Annotated in this window: 14 protein-coding genes; 7 read left to right on the plus strand and 7 right to left on the minus strand. The window is 50.6% G+C overall.

What is annotated here, in order from left to right:
* Nucleotides 1-55 precede the first annotated feature (55 nt).
* From L9G74_RS07630 to L9G74_RS07645, 4 genes are all read left to right on the plus strand, one after another.
* A complete protein-coding gene (locus L9G74_RS07630; protein ID WP_238895705.1) occupies nt 56-1,081 on the plus strand; it encodes a CobW family GTP-binding protein in 1,026 nt (341 codons plus the stop codon).
* 1 nt (nt 1,082) lies between these two features.
* Nucleotides 1,083-2,429, plus strand: a complete 1,347-nt coding sequence (locus L9G74_RS07635; RefSeq protein WP_238895706.1) for an MATE family efflux transporter — start codon at nt 1,083-1,085, stop codon at nt 2,427-2,429.
* A gap of 125 nt (nt 2,430-2,554) precedes the next feature.
* Nucleotides 2,555-3,844 carry an NAD(P)/FAD-dependent oxidoreductase gene (locus L9G74_RS07640; RefSeq protein WP_238895956.1) on the plus strand — a complete coding sequence of 430 codons (1,290 nt, stop codon included), beginning with the start codon at nt 2,555-2,557 and terminating at the stop codon, nt 3,842-3,844.
* 321 nt (nt 3,845-4,165) lie between these two features.
* Nucleotides 4,166-4,867, plus strand: coding sequence for a SapC family protein (locus L9G74_RS07645; RefSeq protein WP_238895707.1), 702 nt, complete (start codon nt 4,166-4,168; stop codon nt 4,865-4,867).
* A 60-nt stretch (nt 4,868-4,927) separates the two neighbouring features.
* On the opposite strand, the gene L9G74_RS07650 is transcribed toward L9G74_RS07645, so the two are convergent.
* Complete coding sequence (locus L9G74_RS07650; RefSeq protein ID WP_238895708.1) at nt 4,928-5,557, minus strand: trimeric intracellular cation channel family protein; 630 nt, start codon at nt 5,555-5,557, stop codon at nt 4,928-4,930.
* 227 nt (nt 5,558-5,784) lie between these two features.
* Between L9G74_RS07650 and ltaE the strand changes: the two genes are divergently transcribed.
* Nucleotides 5,785-6,804 carry a low-specificity L-threonine aldolase gene (ltaE, locus tag L9G74_RS07655; protein WP_238895709.1) on the plus strand — a complete coding sequence of 340 codons (1,020 nt, stop codon included), beginning with the start codon at nt 5,785-5,787 and terminating at the stop codon, nt 6,802-6,804.
* A gap of 71 nt (nt 6,805-6,875) precedes the next feature.
* Here the strand turns inward: ltaE and L9G74_RS07660 are convergent, their stop codons facing one another.
* The 3 genes from L9G74_RS07660 to trhP are packed head-to-tail and all read right to left on the minus strand — an operon-like array spanning nt 6,876 to nt 8,735.
* The gene (locus tag L9G74_RS07660; RefSeq protein WP_238895710.1) at nt 6,876-7,070 is read right to left on the minus strand and encodes a hypothetical protein; all 195 of its coding nucleotides are present in this window, start codon (nt 7,068-7,070) and stop codon (nt 6,876-6,878) included.
* Between the two features lie 35 nt (nt 7,071-7,105).
* Nucleotides 7,106-7,357, minus strand: a complete 252-nt coding sequence (locus L9G74_RS07665) for a YfhL family 4Fe-4S dicluster ferredoxin (RefSeq protein WP_238895711.1) — start codon at nt 7,355-7,357, stop codon at nt 7,106-7,108.
* A gap of 10 nt (nt 7,358-7,367) precedes the next feature.
* On the minus strand, nt 7,368-8,735 hold the full coding sequence (gene trhP, locus L9G74_RS07670) for a prephenate-dependent tRNA uridine(34) hydroxylase TrhP (protein WP_238895712.1): 1,368 nt from the start codon (nt 8,733-8,735) through the stop codon (nt 7,368-7,370).
* 377 nt (nt 8,736-9,112) lie between these two features.
* On the opposite strand from trhP, the gene L9G74_RS07675 reads away from it, so the two are divergent.
* Both L9G74_RS07675 and L9G74_RS07680 read left to right on the plus strand, forming a co-directional pair.
* Nucleotides 9,113-9,955 carry an HDOD domain-containing protein gene (locus L9G74_RS07675; protein ID WP_238895713.1) on the plus strand — a complete coding sequence of 281 codons (843 nt, stop codon included), beginning with the start codon at nt 9,113-9,115 and terminating at the stop codon, nt 9,953-9,955.
* A gap of 131 nt (nt 9,956-10,086) precedes the next feature.
* Nucleotides 10,087-11,577 carry a putative bifunctional diguanylate cyclase/phosphodiesterase gene (locus L9G74_RS07680; protein ID WP_238895714.1) on the plus strand — a complete coding sequence of 497 codons (1,491 nt, stop codon included), beginning with the start codon at nt 10,087-10,089 and terminating at the stop codon, nt 11,575-11,577.
* A 417-nt stretch (nt 11,578-11,994) separates the two neighbouring features.
* Here L9G74_RS07680 and L9G74_RS07685 read toward each other — a convergent pair whose 3' ends face one another.
* The 3 genes from L9G74_RS07685 to ettA all read right to left on the minus strand — a co-directional run bounded on the left by L9G74_RS07685 (nt 11,995) and on the right by ettA (nt 18,101).
* On the minus strand, nt 11,995-15,117 hold the full coding sequence (locus L9G74_RS07685; protein WP_238895715.1) for a multidrug efflux RND transporter permease subunit: 3,123 nt from the start codon (nt 15,115-15,117) through the stop codon (nt 11,995-11,997).
* The gene (locus tag L9G74_RS07690) at nt 15,104-16,210 is read right to left on the minus strand and encodes an efflux RND transporter periplasmic adaptor subunit (protein ID WP_238895716.1); all 1,107 of its coding nucleotides are present in this window, start codon (nt 16,208-16,210) and stop codon (nt 15,104-15,106) included. The genes L9G74_RS07685 and L9G74_RS07690 overlap by 14 nt, the downstream gene beginning before the upstream one ends.
* Before the next feature lie 223 nt (nt 16,211-16,433).
* Entirely contained in the window at nt 16,434-18,101 is a 1,668-nt protein-coding gene (gene ettA / locus L9G74_RS07695; protein ID WP_238895717.1) for an energy-dependent translational throttle protein EttA, read from the minus strand.
* Nucleotides 18,102-18,327 lie beyond the last annotated feature (226 nt).

Below are 18,327 nucleotides of genomic sequence, written 5' to 3' on the forward strand. Positions count from 1 at the left end.
GCTCTTGCGATGAAATCAGGTTACACTTGCGCCTGCTTAAATTGAGGGGCGCATTATGATTCAAGCCAATATTCCTACCCATGTGATCACCGGTTTTCTCGGTGCCGGCAAAACCACGTTTATTCAAGCGTTATTACAGGCAAAACCCACTAACGAAACGTGGGCGGTATTGGTTAATGAGTTTGGCGAAATAGGTATTGATGCCGAATTGCTGCCGCAAACCGAGGGCATAGTGATCCGCGAAGTTGCTGGCGGTTGTTTGTGCTGCGCCGCGGGTGTGCCGTTACAAGTTGCAGTGACACAACTTGTTGCTAAGGCCAAACCGCAGCGGCTGTTGATTGAACCAACTGGCTTAGGTCACCCGCAACAGATTTTACGCTTGTTAAGTTCAGCGCAATTTGCCCATATTTTATCGCTGCGTGGCAGTTGTTGTGTGCTTGACCCACGCAAGCTAGCGGATGCCAAGTACCTTGAACACGATACCTTTTTACAGCAACTGCACAGCAGTGATCTGTTGCTGCTGTCTAAAGCCGATTTGTGGCGTGACGCGGTCAACCTGCCCGAGTTACTCGCCAAGCTGCCTGTTGCCGTGCAGCAAAAACCACAGTTTCACTGGTCTCGTGGTGATGCCATTCCTGCGGCCTTAATGACCGCCATGGCGCAGCCGCGTGCCGTAGCAAGTCGTCCAAACATGATGTCAGCGGCCAACGGCTTGCTACAACCGCCGCTAAGTGATGAGGCGGTGTTGCCTGAGGATGAGTATGACGCGCAAGGCATTATCTTTAAGCAGCAACACAGCGACGGTTATTACAGCTATGGTTGGCGCTTTGATGCCAATTGGGTGTTTGCATGTGATGCACTATTTGCGTGGTTGGCGTCGGTCAATAGCGAGCGCCTCAAAGCGGTAATGATCACCGATGAAGGTATTGCCGCTATCAATCGCCTCGGGCAAGAGCAAACGGTCACTGAATTAGATGATGCGATGGAATCCCGCATCGAATTTATCTCACAGACCGCCCTAGATGCTGATGCATTGCAGCACGCATTGGGCCTGTGCCGTTGGCAGGAAGATTACCGCTGATATGAGTCACACATCCCACGCTGTTGATATGGCGCAGCAGCCAATTGGCAAACTGTTTTGGCGTTACGCCGTGCCGACCATTGTCTCTATGTTAGCCACTGGCGTGTATGTCACCGTCGATGGCATGTTTATCGGCCATTTTCTGGGGGAGCAGGGGCTGGCGGCAATCACGCTGGCTTATCCCGTCGGCGCAGTGATTTATGCCATTGGCGCGCTTATCGGCATGGGCGGCGCCGCGCTAGCGTCACTGCAACTGGGTAAAGGACAGCTGCAGGCCGCTAAGCAGATTGTGGCGAATACCTTACTCCTCGGGCTGGTAGCAGGACTGTTAGTTGCGGTGCTGGGTATTAGCTTACGAGAACCGGTGCTGCGGTTGCTGGGCGTGAGCGGCGATATTCTCAACTATGCCAAAACTTATCTGTTTTGGTATTTCCTGTGTGGTGTGCTGCCGATTCTGTCGATGTCATTCTCCGCCATGCTACGCAATGATGGCTTTCCCGGCCGCGTGACGTGGATTCAGATTGGCTGTGGCGTACTCAATATCGTGCTCGATTGGCTGTTGATTGTGGTCATTCCGCTGGAGTTTGCCGGGGTGGCGATTGCCACGATGTTGTGCCAAGGCGTGGCGGCATGGTTGTGTTTACGGCATTTCTTTAGTGAGAAAACGCAATTACGACTGACTCGCGCCCAGCTCAAATTTAGCTGGTTGTGGGTCAAGTCGATTTTACGCTTGGGCTTGCCGAGCATGATGATGAGCTTGTATTTGTCGGTAGTATTGACGCTGCATAACATCGCTTTTTTATGGCAGGGCGAGCCCATTCACATTGCCGCCTATGGTGTGGTGAGTTACACCGAGGCGATGTTCTACCTGATTTTTGAAGGCATCGCTCTCGGCGCACAACCGATTATGAGTTTTAATGCTGGTGCAGGGCTGATGCAGCGCGTACGGCAGATTGCATTGTTGGCTTTTGGCGTGACAGCGACGATTGCGCTGTTAGGCATGTTGTTGATCTACAGCAAACCCGAGTGGATGGTGTATCTGTTTGCTGGTGATAACCCCACGTTGGCACCGTACGCCATCGAGGGGCTGTATCTCTACTTTTGGGGCTTAGCCTTTGAAGGCTTACTGTTGGTGGGCGCGAGTTTATTTCAGGCGATGGATCGACCGAAAGAAGCCAACATGCTTACGGGCAGCAAGCTGGTGTTGATTGGCATCTTAATCTTCTCGCTCGGCAAGTTATTTGGCGTGACTGGCGTATGGTTGGCGATGTCCTGTTGCAGCAGTGTGTTAGTCATCTGGATGCTGCGGCGTTTTATCAGGCTTAATCGGCGCCTGTTGGCAAGCTAGCTGTCCAACTGATCATCTGTTCGTAGAATTAAATGTAGCTATCATGCTTATCTGATAGGTCATTCGACTAGCAAAATGTGATATAAGTAACATAATTTTTGAGTGATTCATGGGGTAAAAAAGTCGTGACCGCTAACAGAATCGTTATTGTCGGAGGTGGCGCTGGTGGCCTAGCGTTAGCCTCTAAACTTGGTCGTAAGCTTGGCTTGTCTGGCGAGGCGGAAATTTGTTTGGTTGATAAAAGCCCAGTGCACATTTGGAAACCCAAATTACATGAGGTGGCGGTGGGGGTTATCGACCAATCGGTTGAAGGCTTGCTCTATCGCGACCATGGATTGAAAAATGGCTATCGCTTTTTACGTGGCGAGCTGGCGGGTTGCGATCCGCAAAACAAATCTATCACCCTGTCGAGTGTATTAAATGACGACGGTGAAGAGCTAATTGGTCAGCGTGAAATTGAATATGATTATTTAGTGCTGGCAATTGGTGGTATCTCCAACAGCTTTAATACGCCTGGGGCGGAAGAACACTGCATCTTCTTGGACAACTTGGAAAGCGCTAACCGTTTTCACCAGAAGTTGCTCGACGATCTGTTACTGCTGGACGAAACCAATGAAAAACTCAGCATCGGTATTGTCGGCGCTGGCGCGACTGGGGTTGAACTGGCGGCTGAGCTGCATCACGTGCTGGAGTCGGTGAAAGATTTTGGTTATCTCAATATCGATAAGTCGCACTTAGAGATCCATCTGATTGAGGCGGCACAAAAAATTCTGCCTGCGTTGCCGGATAAAGTCAGTGCGCGGGCACAAACCGTGTTAGACCATATCGGCGTGCGCCTGCATATTGGCGTGCAGGTAAAAGAAGTGGTTAAAGAGGGGTTTGTGACCCAAGATGGCGTGTTGATTGCCTCTGGCCTGAAAGTCTGGGCTGCTGGCGTTAAAGGCCCTGATGCTCTGGCACGATTAACCGAGTTGCCAATTAGCAAGCGTAACCAAGTGGAAGTGGATGCGTGTATGCGCGTGAAAGGCCAAGAACATATCTACGCCATAGGCGATTGCGCCATGTTGATCCAAGATAGCGGTCGTCCAGTGCCACCACGGGCACAAGCAGCGTCGCAGATGGCAGAAACCTTGTATAAAAATCTGCTTAACCGATTGAAAGGAAAGGCGGAAAAACCATTTGTCTACCAAGATTATGGCTCTTTGGTATCACTAAGCCGCTTCTCCGCCGTGGGTAACTTGATGGGCAACTTGCGGTCACGCTCGCTGTTTATTGAAGGTTACTTAGCCCGCATGATGTATATGTCGCTCTATCAGCGTCATTTAGCCAGCCTCTACGGCTGGTTCTCGGCGGCAATTTACAGCTTAGCGCAGCGGTTACTCAAGTGGCAGCGGCCTAAGTTGAAGCTGCATTAATACCGTGAAGGGGAGCATCAGTTCCCCTTTTTTATGGGCAAAGCACACCATCTCCCCTTGTTGACCTTGAGACGTGCGGTTTGCGCAACACCTCCTCGTTGGTGGTAATAAACATCGGTTAAGGTCAATCTGTCGCAGTGTTTGCTTAAAAAAACTGCAGTTGACGAATAAATGACAATCTGGTGTCTGGTTAATCACAGTTGTTACGGTTTTGTATTTTTATTCGTGAATGAAACAGGGTATAACTACGGGCAAGGGAAAAGCGCTTCCTGATTTTTGATGACATAAAACTTAGAGAAAAAAGCCCTCAAGGAGCTTGAAATGACCCAAGCAATTGCATTGTTAGATCCAGCAAAACATGCCGATCTTAAATTTAAGAAACCTTCTTTTGAGCATGTGGCTGATCAGCATTTGATGCCAGTGAGCCTGCACGAAGTAATGTACGCAGCCACCGATGTACCTGTCGTATTTGTTAAGTCCAACGAAGAAGCTAACGAGTTCCAAGCGGTGATGATGTTGGGCCTGAAGCCACAACAAAACCTGCGCGTAAAAGACGGCGAGTGGACCGGGACTTATGTACCTAACGTACTGCGTGATTATCCGCTGACCGTGGTGTTGGACCCTGAGCAAACTGACCGTGTATGGTTTGGTGTTCGTGAAGGTAGCGACCAACTGAGCAAGGAAGAAGGCGTGGCGCTGTTTGAAAACGGCGAAGAAACGCCAGCGCTGAAAGAGCGCCGCGAACAACTTCTGCGTCACTTCGAGCAAGATCAACAATCACGTAATGTGTTGAAATTCTTGGCTGAAAAAGAGCTGCTGATCCAACAAACACTGACCGTGGAAGTGAAAGGCGAAAAACGCAACATCAATGGTATTTTCCTGATCGATGAGCGTAAGCTGGCTGAGCTGAGCGATGAAGATTATTTGGATCTGCGTAAGAAAGGCCTGTTAGGTCCGATCTACAGCCACCTGACTTCACTGAACCAAATCCCACGTTTGGTTCTGGCTGAAACTGCGCTGTAATTATTTATCGCAGTTTGCAAAAAGGCGGTATTTACCGCCTTTTTTACTGCCTGAGGCAGGCTACTGTGCTTTGTCGAAATAGTAAAATGTGGGCGCCGACCAACTAAAGCGAATCGCTAACAAACGTAAGCTAAAGCCTAGCCACAGGCTCACGCCTAAACTGATCCATGCATTGGTGTCCGTCATCTGCAATATCACGTAACAGCTGGCGGTGACGATGGAGACAATGCCATACAATTCCTTATGGAAGATCAGCGGAATTTCATTACAAAGAATATCGCGGATCACCCCACCAAATACGCCAGTAATCACGCCCATCACAATCGCCACCGATGGACCAAAACCTAATGCTAAGGTTTTTTGCGCGCCAATGACCGAAAACACCGCCAGTCCCAGCGCATCAATGGTGAGGAACAAACGCGTCAGATAACGCATCAGCGGTGCCACCACCACGGTAACCAATGAGGCGAAGATGATGGCTAACAAAAACTGCGAGTGCTGGATCCAGATTAGCGGATAGTTGCCCAGCAGCACGTCACGCAGCGTGCCACCGCCAATAGCTGTAGCGCAGCCGACAATCATCACGCCAAACAGATCCATGCGTTTGCGGCCTGCGGCGAGGGCGCCAGTCATCGCTTCTGCGATAATACCGACAAACCATAACACCATGACAAATTGAGTCTCTTGCATTGCATCAATCCGCAAAATTAAAGGGGCGCATTTTGGCGTAATCAGCGGTGAATGAACAATGAAAAGTTTTAATTTAGTGATAAGAAAATCTAATCTGATGTCGCACGCTGCAACGGCTGGATTCGTGCGCTTGAAAGTTAACCGGTGAGTGCAAACACCGCCGCTGACTGTACAGCGTTTCCACTGCAAGGTAGAGTGTTGCTTTTCGCCCGCATTAGTTAATTGAAATGATTGATTTAAGAAGTGATACCGTTACCCAGCCCACCAGTGACATGCGTAAAGCGATGGCTGCGGCTGAGGTTGGCGATGATGTATATGGTGATGACCCAAGTGTTAACCGCTTGCAGCATCTGGCGGCAGAAATGCTCGGGTTTGAAGATGCGCTGTTTACTAGCTCAGGCACCCAAGCCAACTTGTTGGCGTTGATGTCGCATTGTGGTCGCGGTGATGAATATATTTGCGGCCAGCAAGCGCATAACTACAAGTTTGAAGCGGGCGGCGCGGCGGTGCTCGGCAGTATTCAGCCGCAACCGCTGGCGAACCAAGCTGATGGCACTATCGCGTTAACGGAAGTGGTAGCTGCTATTAAACCGGATGATATTCACTTTGCTCGCACTAAGTTGCTCAGTTTAGAGAACACCATTGGCGGTAAAGTGCTGCCGCAGCATTATTTGGCGGAAGCACAGCAACTGGCGTTTTATCACGGTCTGAAAATCCATCTGGATGGTGCGCGTATTGCGAACGCTGCGGTAGCGCAAGGACTCAAAATCGCCGATATCGCGCAGCATTTTGATTCGGTGTCGGTGTGTTTATCTAAAGGCTTGTGTGCGCCAGTTGGCTCGCTGTTGCTCGGTGATGAACACTTTATTGCGCGGGCGCGTCGCTGGCGTAAAATGCTCGGTGGCGGTATGCGTCAGGTGGGAATTCTCGCCGCAGCGGCCGAGATTGCGTTGACGCAGCAGGTAGAGCGTTTGGCGGATGACCATGCCAACGCGCAAACTCTGGCGGCCGGCTTAGCACAAATTGATGAGTTGGCCGGCAGCGTTGAAGTGCATACCAACATGGTGTTTGCCAACTTGCCCGCGGCGTTAGTACCGCAGCTTTTGGTGGAAACCTTAGCCGAGCAGGGCATTCGCATCTCAGCCGCGAAACGGCTGCGTTTGGTGACCCATAACGATGTTACAGCGGCAGACGTTACCAAGGTGATTGCTGCGGTTAAGCAGTTCTTTGCGGCGCAACCTAAATAGTGTCGTACTACAAATAACCATGAAAAAAGCCATCGACAACGATGGCTTTTTGTTATCCGCAAGTGCGGCAGCTATTCCAGCTCTTCTTTGACCGATTTCACCGCATCGCGCGATGCATGACCAATCTCGCGCGTAGCATCACGGGTGGCGTGACCAATGGCGGTGGTGGTCTTTTTGGTCGCATGGCCAATATCTTGGCCGGCATGTTTTAAATCGGCGCAGCCACTCAATACTAACAAGGCAAACAGGGGAACTAACTTACTCATGTTGGTCTCCTTAGTTACTGTGGGCCGCGTGCGACTTACAAACGGCCGGTCAGTTTGGCGTATTTTACCAGCAATTCGTCTTGCGATTCGACTTGCTCTGGATCGTTATCGATACAGTCGATCGGACATACCGACACGCAGGTTGGTTTGTCGTAATGACCAACACACTCAGTGCAGCGCTCAGGATCAATTTCATAGATCTCGTCGCCCATGCTGATGGCCTGATTAGGACACTCAGGCTCACACATATCGCAATTGATGCAGCTATCGTCGATTAACAGCGCCATTTACTGAGTCTCAGCCTGCCTGATGCGGATTGCGAGTATCTTGACCTTCGGTCAGATTACGCAGCAGAATCGCATGAGTTACATCCACTTCTGCTGGTACTGGCAGATACACAGTGTGGCCGTTACCTGGGCCGCAATCAATCTGCTCACCTTTACGGTTTTCTAGGGTGTCGATGGTCAAGCTGATATTGCCTTGTGGCGTCATCAGTTCCACGCTATCGCCCACGCCAAATTTGTTTTTCACGTCGATTTCAGCCATACCCGCCGCGTTGCGTTTGCCGGTCAGTTCACCACAGAACTGTTGGCTGTCACTGACAGAATAGCCGTAATCGTAGTTTTGGTATTCATCATGTACGTGGCGACGCAAGAAACCTTCGGTGTAACCACGGTGCGCCAAGCCTTCCAGCTGCAGCATCAGGTTCGGGTCAAAACCACGGCCTGAAGCGGCGTCATCAATCGCTTTACGATACAGCTGCGCAGTACGCGCCACGTAATAGAAGGATTTAGTGCGGCCTTCAATTTTCAGTGAGTTAACGCCCATCTTGGCTAAGCGTTCTACGTGTTGAATGGCGCGCAGATCTTTAGAGTTCATGATGTAGGTGCCGTGCTCATCTTCAAACGCAGGCATATATTCGCCTGGGCGATTGCCTTCTTGCAGCAGGAAGATGCGGTCAGTGGCTGGGCCATCACCTAAGGTTGGTTGTGGTTGTTCAATCTGCACCGGATTGGCGGCAACAACGTCGCCAGTTTCGTTTTCTTTGGCTTCGTGTACGTCGTACTTCCAACGGCAAGCATTGGTGCAAGTACCTTGGTTCGGGTCACGTTTGTTGATGTAACCAGACAGCAGACAACGGCCTGAGTACGCCATACACAGTGCGCCGTGGACAAACACTTCCAGCTCGATATCAGGGCAACGTTGGCGGATCTCTTCGATTTCATCCAGTGACAGTTCGCGTGACAAAATCACCCGTTTGATGCCTTGAGACTCCCAAAACTTCACTGACGCCCAGTTAATGGCGTTCGCTTGTACAGAAAGGTGTACCACTTGCTCAGGAAATGCTTCACGCACCATCATGATCAAACCTGGGTCAGACATGATCAGCGCATCTGGCTTCATGTTCACCACAGGTTCCATGTCTTTAATATAGGTTTTCAACTTGGCGTTATGCGGCGCAATGTTGCTTACTACATACAGTTTCTTGCCCAGCGCGTGCGCTTCTTCGATACCGGTAGCCAAGTTTTCCATCTTGAAATCGTTGTTACGTACCCGCAAGCTGTAGCGCGGCTGACCGGCATAAACCGCATCGGCACCGTAAGCAAAGGCATAGCGCATATTTTTTAAGGTCCCAGCAGGGGACAACAGCTCAGGTTTGAACATAACACTCTCTCAATGATGTGAATTAGGCAGCGACGACATGTCAGTATTAGTGCTTAGCACCGCAGGCGCGGCATTTTACTTAACATTGGTCAAGTGATGCAAATCAAAAAGTTGATTAAATTAGTCTGGTTTATAGCTGGCGGTTACTAGCGTGGTAAAAAGCGCGGTTGCCCACTTCGTTCGTCCGATCACAATGTTAATAGATAGCATCGCGATAGATGAAATCGATCAAAGTCTACTTAACAGTTTATAAAGCTAGATGTGGTTCAAATCCTTAATAATTATGGTTGGATTAGCACCATGATTGGATTATCTTTCCGTTGATTATTTTTAGAACTGATATACTTGATAAACGAATTTTAACAATTGGGGTGTGCATGTCTACTGAACACCAGCTGTTGGTCGGCCTACTTAAAAAACTAAAAAGCGATACGCTGGTTTTACCCACTTTGCCGGAAGTGGCGATTCGAGTACAAGAAGTGGTTGGACAATCAAAATCCGGCCTCAAAGATGTCGCTGAAGTGATTGGGCAAGATGCCGCGATTTCTGCACGTCTGATCAAAGTTGCCAACAGTGCGTTATATAGTCGCGGCGTCAAAGCGGAAAACATTAACAACGCGGTCACGCGCATCGGCTTGACGCAGATTAAGTCGATCGTGACTTCGATTGCGATGGAGCAACTGTTTATCTCTACTAATGAGATGGTGTGGGAGGTGATGGATGAAGTGTGGACCACCTCGATTGAAGTGACGTCAGCCGCCTGCGCCATGTTGCAAATCTATAAAGTGCAACACCCTAAATCCCCACTGAATTACGATACGCTCACCTTGGCGGGCTTAGTGCATAACATCGGCGCCTTGCCAGTATTGACCGAAGCTGAGTCGCATCCCGAGCTGTTCTCTAGCGTTGAGCAGTTGCGTGCGCTGGTGAGAAAACTGCAAGGGCCGATTGGCCGTGCGGTGCTTAACAGTTGGGACTTTGCACCAGACGTGACCGAAGTGGTTGAACGCTGGGCGGATTTGCACTATCTGCCGGAACATGTCACTTATCTCGACTTTATTCGGGCGGCAGCATTTTATGTTGGCGAGTTACGCGCGGGGAACGAACTGGAACAGCGCTTAGATGTGTTTGCCAGTAAAGGTTTGCCCGTTACGCCAGATGAACTTGCGGATGAGCAATTTTTAGAACAGTACCATTCAATTAAAGCGAGTTACCATTAGCCACAATCATCGGTATGCTGTCTTGGTTAATTGATGACTGCATTTGGCTTAGCAAGGGGCGCGTAAGTTGAGCCTGTTGCCGAGCATAAACGGCGACGCACCGTCATACGCTAAGTCGCCCAGAGGACTTGATGATATACCTGCTAATTGGCGTGTTAGTGTTATTGAGCTTAGTGATGGCTGTCAGTATTTGGCGGCACTACCGGCTCAAGCGTTTTATCCATCGTCTTGCCAACCATGTACGTGAGCAGACCGAACACACGTTACCACTCGATTTTACCGATGTGCCAGCGCTGATGTTACCGCTGTATACCGCGTTCAAAGCTTTGCTACGGCAACTGCCCGCCAATATTGGTCGTGACCCACTGACAGGCTTACCAAACCGCGCCAATTTGAAAAAGACCTTAGCGCCGTTAATGCCGCTCACTCACGGTGCGCTGGTGCTGCTCAATATTGAGCAGTTCCGTTTCGTCAACGATCTGTTTGGTTTTCATACCGGTGACAAAGTGCTGCAAGCGTTTGCACTGCGCTTGCGTCAGTTTTCGTCGCAACCAAGGTTTATTGCCCGTATGGGCGGTGACGAGTTTTTACTATTTTTTGACACAGTGGTGGAGCAAACACAGCTGCTGACGTTGCAGCAACTGTTGCAGCAGCCGTATTTAGTCGGCAATGCGCCGATTGGTTTGAAAGTGAAAATAGGTGTGTTGCAGTTAGCCACTGACCACGCCGACGTATCACAGATGTTGCGCCGAGTGGATTTGGCGCTGAAAAAGGCAACGCAACCACCGTTTATCGCCCAGTATCAGCACGGTGATGACCAAGCTAATCAGCGTGAAATGAGCATCATCAATAGCTTGCCCAAAGCATTACAGCAGCAACAACTTTATCTGGTATATCAACCTAAACAAGCGTTGGTGAGCGGTCAGTGCGTACAGGCAGAAGCGCTGATGCGCTGGGAACATCCTGAGCTTGGCCGTATCTCACCGGCGGAGTTTATTCCACTAGCGGAATGCGCTGGTATGTTGGGGGTAGTCAGCGATTGGGTGTTAGATGCCGCAGTTGCACAATTGGCGCGTTGGCAACAGCAGGGCATACGCTTGCCACTGGCGATTAATCTCAGTAGCAGTGACTTTGAGCAAGATGTGGTCGGTAAAATCAGCGCGAAATTAGCCGAATATCAAGTGGATGCGAGTTTGTTAGCACTGGAGCTGACCGAGCGTACCTTAGTGGCTAACCTGCCAGATACTCAGCAAAAATTACGCGAATTACGCGCCTTGGGTATCAAGGTGGCGATTGATGATTTTGGTACGGGTCATTCGTCGTTGGCGTATCTCAAAGATCTGCCAGTGGATGAAATCAAGATTGATAAAGCGTTTTTGGATGATCTACTGATCAACCCTAATGCGCTAAAAATAATGCGTTGTAGTATTCAACTGGCACACCAATTAGGCTTTAGCGTCACCGTTGAAGGCGTGGAAACCGCAGCGCAGCGTCAGTTATTGGTGAAACTCGGCGTTGATGTGATCCAAGGTCTTATCTTCGCCAAGCCGATGCGTGCTGCTGAGTTGGTTTGTCATGCGGAAAAACTACACCTGTTCTCAAATATGGACGGTGATATTTAACCGTTAGCCATTATTCCAATCTATAGCACTTACCTTGCCAGCAGGCATTGTTGGCCGCTAACTGTACAGAAATTATATAAAAGCAGCGGTTTTTTGCTATTCAGTCGCCGCTAAGTGGTCCGCTCTGTGGCGAAATTGTATGACTTTATCAAACATATTACTGAATAACGCTATACATAGCTGTTCTGTTATGCGTATAATCTTTGTCCATGATGTTGAGGCAACTTGGACGAGCTTTAATATCGCTGAATGTCAGTGACGTTTGTAACTCAAGTGTCAGAGTTACCGGCTATTGGCGCTGCATTCTGTTGGTTGCCATGGCGACCAACTTCCCCGATGAGATTGTCGGTTTTTTTACCCTGAGTGAAAAAAAGGGATGCCTAACGGCATCCCTTTTCTTTTAGGCAAACAATCCGTTTAGGCGTCGTTTGTGGGCGTTGTGGTACTTGGCTTTTGTTGCTCCAGCGCCTGCTGTAACTGCTGCTCCACCCAACCCGGTGATTTGGTGTTATAGGATAACAAGCGGTACATCGCGGGGATGACAAACAGGGTAATCACGGTGGCGAACGCCATACCGAAGAACACCACAGTACCGACTGCGATGCGGCTTTCCGCCCCTGCGCCAGTCGAGAGAATCAACGGAATTGCACCTACCAAGGTGGTAAATGCTGTCATCAGGATTGGCCGTAATCGACGCGCAGCGGCATCGATAATTGCTTGTTCAAACGGCAAACCACGGTCGCGCAGTTGGTTAGCAAATTCCACAATCAAAATACCGTTCTTGGTCACCATACCAATCAACATGATCATGCCAATTTGGCTGTAGATGTTCATGCCTTGATGGGTAAACCACAAACCTAAGAAGCCACCAAACACGCCCATCGGCACGGTAAACATCACCACCAGCGGGTTGATAAAGCTTTCAAACTGTGCTGCCAGAACCAAATACGCCACCAACAGCGCTAAGCCAAACACAATCAAAATACTGCTTTGGTTTTCTTTGTAGTCTTTTGACTCACCTGAGTAACTGACGCTGATGTCGCCGGGCAGTTTCTCAATCACCAGGTTGTCCAAGAAATTGAGCGCTTCCCCTAAGGTGTGACCGTCAGCAACGTTGGCGGCGAGGGTGATCGATTTTTTCTTGTCGGTATGTGCCAGACGTTGTGCCGAGGCTTCTTCGCGGATTTGTGCCACGGAGTCGAGCGTGACCAACGCGCCACTGCGAGTACGCACGTAGATTTGGCTCATATCGGTCATGCTGTTGAAGTGCTCTTCGTCACCACGCAAATAGACATCGTATTCTTCACCGCGTTCCACATAAGTGGTTTGGCGGCGACCACCGAGCATCACTTCCAAGGTGTTGGCGATATCGGCGACGCTGACGCCTAGTTCAGCTGCGCGTTCGCGATTGATGCGCACCATCAACTCTGGGGTGGTTTCAGCGTAGTTGAGGTCGGCGCCAGTCATAATGCCGCTTTGTGTCGCTTCGGCTTGCAGCAGTTGCGCCCATTTAAACAGCTCGCTGTAATCTGAGCCGCCAATCACAAACTGTACTGATTCATTTGAACTACCACGGAAGCCCGGCAGCATCGGCCGTACCATGATGTCTGGAATATCTTTAAGTGCCGTTTGGATCTGGCTTAGTGCTTGCGCAGCAGATACCGAGCGGGTTTTCCAATCTTCCAAGCGCATGATGATAAAGCCCGTTTGGTCACCGGCTGCACCACCAAACGCTGGGGTTTCGAGGCTGAATGAACGCAACACACCTTGGCCCAACATTGGCATTAACCGCTGTTGGATGATGTCCATGTTGGCTGACATGCGGTTGTAACTGGTACCTTCAGCGCCTTTGATGAAAGCGTAGATAACGCCGCGGTCTTCCGGTGGTGCCAACTGCGCTGGCACGTTATTCATCAAGGAAAAGCTGCCACCAATACAGGCCAGAATCACAATCGGTGCGGCGTATTTATGCTTCACACAATATTGCACGCCACGGCGATAATGGCGCTCTAAGCGACCAAAAATGCTGTCCAACACTCGGTTGAGTGCACTGTGCTGTTGGTGGGGTTTTAACAGTTTGCTGCCGAGCACTGGCGTGAGCGTCAGTGCCACAATCGAGGAGAAGATCACCGATACCGCCAGCAATACCGAGAATTCGGTAAACAGCAGCCCCACCATGCCTTCCATAAAGGAGATTGGCAGAAACACCATCACCAGTACGGCGGTGGTGGCGATAACCGCAAAGCCGACTTCACGAGTACCTTTGTAGGCGGCCACTAATGGCGGCTCACCTTGCTCAATATGGTGGAAGATGTTTTCCACCACCACAATGGCGTCATCCACCACCAAGCCGATGGCGAGGATCAGTGCCATCAAGGTCAGCAGGTTGATAGAAAAGCCAAAGAAGTAGGCGGCCATAAAGGCGGAGATCAGCGATACCGGCACGGTTACGGCGGGGATTAGCGTAGCGCGTACTTGGCCGATGAACACATACAGCACCAAAATCACCAAAATACCGGTGACATACAAAGTGCTGTAAACCTCATCAATCGCTTGATCGATAAAAATGGTTGAGTCGTAGTCGATGGCTAAGCTAGTGCCTTTGGGCAGAAACTTCTGCATCGCAGCCACTTGCTCGCGCACGCCTTTGGCGACTTCCAGCGGGTTGGCATCGGATTGCGGCACGATACCTAAACTCACGTTAGACACACCATTGCTGCGGTAGGTGGAGTTTTCGTTCTGCGCGCCAATGTACACCTCGGCAATATCTTTCAGATACACCGGCGTACCGTCACTGGCGGCGCGCACTTGCAGGTAATCAAAATCATCCGGTTGCATGTACAGCCGGGCGGTACGCACGGTCATGGTGGTGGCATCGTTACGGATTTGGCCGCCGGGTGATTCTAAGTTTTCGTTATTCAGCGCGGTAATCACATCGCTCACGGTGATCTGGCGGCCCGCCATCTCTTCCGGTTTGAGCTTGATATACATTACTTGCGTTAAACCACCGGAGATGTTGATCGAACTGACACCGCTGATCAGGTTGAACTTATCTTCCAGCACGCGGCGCGAGTAGTCGGTTAACTGGGTACGGTCCATCTCACTGGAGCGCAAGCGGATGTAAATAGCAGGACGGCCAGAACCGTTATCTTTGTAGACGATCGGTTCATCGGCTTCTTCTGGTAGACGACGTTGGGCGCGTGATACCGCATCGCGCACGTCACTGACGCCTTCCATGATGTCCCAACCGATTTTGAAGTTCACCGTGATACGTGACGAGCCGTTGCGGCTGACCGAAGTGATCTGGTCGATGCCGCTAATGCCGGTTAATTGATCTTCAATATTTTTAGTAACTTGGCTCTCCATAATCGCAGCAGAGGCGCCGCTGTAGGAGGTGCGAATACTGACCACCGGATTTTCTACATCCGGCATCTCGCGCACTGACAACTTACTAAACGACACAATGCCAAACACACACAGCAGCAAGCTCAGTACAATGGCCACAATTGGCCGTTTGACTGATACATCAGACAGCAACATCGCTTGGCTCCTGCGTTTCAGTTTTGCCAGTTTCGGTCACAGGCTTGGTGGGCTTGAGTGGTTTTACCAGCATGCCATCGCGAATATTGACTAAGCCTTGCACCACAATGGTGTCGCCAACTTGCACGCCGTCGGTGATCAGCACTTCGTTGTTAACGCGGGTGCCAAGGTGTACTTCGGTGCGATGGGCGATATTTTTGCCGTCCAGCTTATAGACATAACGTTTGGTACCTGAGTATTCCAACGCTTGTACGGGAATCACCGGCATAGAAACCGGTGGAAATTGAATGGTGGTATTGAGCATCATGCCCGGGCGCAGTTTGTGCGACAGGTTAGGGAACTTCACACGCGTACGCACGTTGAGGGTTTCTTCGTTAATGCGCGGGTCGATGGCGGTGACTTTGCCGTCAAAGTTTTCACTCGGCCACGCGGCGCTTTCTGCCGCAACGTCCATGCCTAAACTCAGTTGCGCTAGGCGCGATTCAGGAATTTGCAGGTCAACACGTAATTCACTCAGGTCATCCAGTGTGAGCAGCTCATCACCTTGTGACACCATCTTGCCGCGGCTAAAGCTGACTAAGCCAATCACGCCATCAAACGGTGCTTTGATGTAGTGGTAATCCAGATCGGCTTTGACTGAGGCTAAACGGGCAGCAGCGATATCTACGCTGGCGCGCTGTGCGTCAATTTCGGTTTGGGTGATGGCGTCACTGTGCGCCAGTTTTTCATATTCGCGCAGTTTACGGGCTTCATCGGCCAGATAGGCTTCGGCTTCCATCACCGCGGCTTTGGCTTTGGCATCATCCAGCACAATCAATGTTTGCCCAGCTTTCACTTGTTCATTAGAACGCACCGCGACTTTTTCAATTTTGCCAGCCACTTGTGGCGCAATAAAGACGGAATGCTCGGCGGTGAGTTTGCCGATCAAACGTAGATCGGCTGACAGTGGATGCTCACTGACAGTGTCGGTCACCACTGGAATGGTGTGTTCTTCCGGCCCTTGCGCATTGCCACTGGCTGGGGCTTGAAGCGTTCGATAAATGGCGGCGCCGCCTAGCGCACAAATGATAAGTGCGATGATGAGTTTTTTCATAAAAGCCGTCTTGAGATCTTCCCCCGGGATCGATGGCGATATTCTATGGAAGCGGCGGCTAAAAGCTAAGTGACTTAGGTGGGAAAAGTGTAAATAAATACTCTGTAAAACTGCATTTATTTACATTTGTCGCAAAGGTGCACCGTAGCGCAGCCTGTGTGGGCATTAAGGTGTGACAGCGGCCAAGAAAAACGGGAGCTGGCGCTCCCGTTCATATGCTGAATTATTTTGACATACGTTTGTATTTCAAACGGTGTGGTTCAATCACATCCGCGCCAAAATGTTCTTTCAACCACGTTGAGTATTCGGTGTAGTTACCTTCGTAGAAGTTCACTTTACCTTCGTCACGGTAGTCGAGAATATGGGTACAGATACGGTCGAGGAACCAACGGTCGTGCGAGATCACCATGGCGCAGCCTGGGAACTCAACTAACGCTTCTTCCAGCGCGCGCAGGGTTTCTACGTCGAGGTCGTTGGTCGGTTCGTCAAGCAGCAACACGTTACCGCCAGATTGCAGCAATTTGGCCAAGTGGACACGGTTACGTTCACCGCCTGACAGGCTGCCGATAATCTTTTGCTGGTCGCCACCACGGAAGTTAAAGCGGCCTACATAAGCGCGGCTTGGGATTTCAGTGCCGTGAATACGGATGATATCTTGGCCGCCGGAGATCTCTTGCCAGACAGTGTTTTTGTCGTTCATCTCGTCGCGGAACTGGTCCACCGACGCGATCTGTACCGTGTCACCTACATCAACTTCACCGCTATCAGGTTGTTCGGCACCGGTCAGCATACGGAACAGAGTAGATTTACCCGCACCGTTCGGGCCGATAATCCCCACGATAGCGCCTTTCGGCATGGAGAAGCTCAAGTCGTCAATCAATACGCGGTCGCCATAACTCTTGGTCAGGTTACGCACTTCAATCACCTTGTCGCCCAAACGTGGGCCAGGTGGAATGAACAGTTCGTTGGTTTCGTTACGGCGTTGGTAATCTTGGCTGCTCAACTCTTCAAAGCGAGACAGACGCGCCTTACCTTTTGACTGACGGCCTTTGCTACCTTGGCGTACCCATTCCAACTCTTTGGCGATGGTTTTCTGGCGGGCGCTTTCAGTGGCGGCTTCATGTTGCAGACGTTGGTCTTTCTGCTCCAACCAAGAGGAGTAGTTACCTTCCCATGGAATACCTTCGCCACGGTCAAGTTCCAAAATCCAGCCAGCGGCGTTATCGAGGAAGTAACGGTCGTGGGTAATCGCTACCACGGTGCCTGCATATTCATGCAGGAAGTTCTCCAGCCACGCCACGGATTCGGCATCCAAGTGGTTGGTCGGTTCGTCGAGCAGCAGCATCTCTGGCTTTTCTAGCAGCAGACGACACAGTGCCACACGGCGGCGCTCACCACCTGATAACACGCCAATTTTGGCATCCCACTCAGGTAAACGCAGCGCATCGGCCGCGCGTTCCAAAATGTGGTCAAGGTTGTGGGCGTCAGTGGTTTGAATAATTGCTTCCAGCTTGGCTTGCTCAGCGGCTAACGCATCAAAGTCGGCATCGGGCTCGGCATAAGCGGCGTACACTTCATCCAAACGTGTTAACGCACCTTTGGCTTCGCCCACGGCTTCTTCAATCGCTTCACGTACGGTTTGGTTGACGTCCAGTTGCGGTTCCTGTGGCAGATAACCGATTTTCAAGCCCGGCATTGGCCGTGCTTCACCTTCGATTTCAGTATCGATGCCCGCCATAATGCGCAGCAAGGTGGATTTACCGGAGCCGTTCAGACCCAGCACACCAATCTTGGCGCCGGGGAAGAAACTTAACGAAATATCTTTCAAAATCTGCTTTTTAGGCGGAACGATTTTTCCCACCCGCAGCATGCTGTAGACAAACTGTGCCATAAACATTCCTAGGTTTTTTCTGCTGGCGGAAGTTTACTAAATTGCGTCAAAGGCTGCCAACGACATTAGTCATCCAAAGGTCTATCCGCTGCGTATTTGTTAGTGTGGTGTGTCCGCTTGAGGCTCGGAGTTGCACGCTGATGGGGTAACCCGCGCCGATGAAGCTTTATATCTCGCCAAAACTCAAGGACGTAACCGGATTCTCTGGTCGCAGCAACCTGATTGA

Origin of the sequence: Shewanella electrica (genome assembly GCF_022321485.1) — a bacterium.
In the GTDB taxonomy this organism is placed as follows: Bacteria; Pseudomonadota; Gammaproteobacteria; order Enterobacterales; family Shewanellaceae; genus Shewanella; species Shewanella electrica.